Below are 769 nucleotides of genomic sequence, written 5' to 3'. Positions count from 1 at the left end.
TCTGCCGTCTCAGGCTGGCTCGTCCGACCGTCCGTCACCGTGAAGGTCAGCGTCGTCGTCGACAGGCTGCCGTCGGCATCCTTGACCGTATAGGTGAAGGTGTCCGTGCCGCTCTCGTTCGGGTTGGCCTGATAGCTGTAGGAACCGTCGGCATTCAGCGTCAGCGTCCCGAGCGTCGTGACGATCGCAGCGCCGACATGGTCCGACGGCGCCGTCTCCGTGCCGCCGGCAGCAACGCCGACCACCTGAAGATTGCCGTCGGCACCCGTCACGTCATTGGCCAGCACGCCATGCACCGCATCGGCGGCGACCGTCACGCCCGACTGCAGCGAACCGGTGTCCGCCGTGGCGATCGGCGCATCGTCGGCAATGGTGAAGCTCAGCGTCGAGGTGGTGACGTTGCCGTGTGCGTCCGTCACCGTATAGGTGAACGTCTCCTGCTCGCCACCGGCATGAACACCGGCCGTCGTCAGCGTATAGCTGTACTTGCCGTCCGCATCGATCGTCAGCGTGCCGTAGGAACCCTGGATCTGCCAGTCGCCGCTCTTCGGATCTGCCGTGGCCGCATCGCCGTGGCTGTTGGTGACGCCGGTGATATGCGGATTGTCCGGATCGGCCAGCGTGATGCTGCCCTGGGCCGTCAGGGCCTCTTCCGACGGAGACGTGCCGTTCTCAAGATTGGCTTCCGACAGCTTCGTCGGGTCTGCCGTCTCAGGCTGGCTCGTCCGACCGTCCGTCACCGTGAAGGTCAGCGTCGTCGTCGACAGGC

General features: G+C 65.7%; 1 protein-coding gene. It reads right to left on the bottom strand.

Annotation, left to right across the window (positions count from 1 at the left end; translation table 11 throughout):
* Window positions 1-769, bottom strand: a 769-nt coding sequence (locus QD409_RS35445) for an Ig-like domain-containing protein (protein WP_430765038.1), incomplete at both ends; no start/stop codon positions are given.

This window comes from Rhizobium sp. BR 315, assembly GCF_050577975.1.
Classification (GTDB): domain Bacteria; phylum Pseudomonadota; class Alphaproteobacteria; order Rhizobiales; family Rhizobiaceae; genus Rhizobium; species Rhizobium miluonense.
Note: the sequence above shows the minus strand (reverse complement) of the source record. Positions and strands in the feature narration are given on the sequence as shown.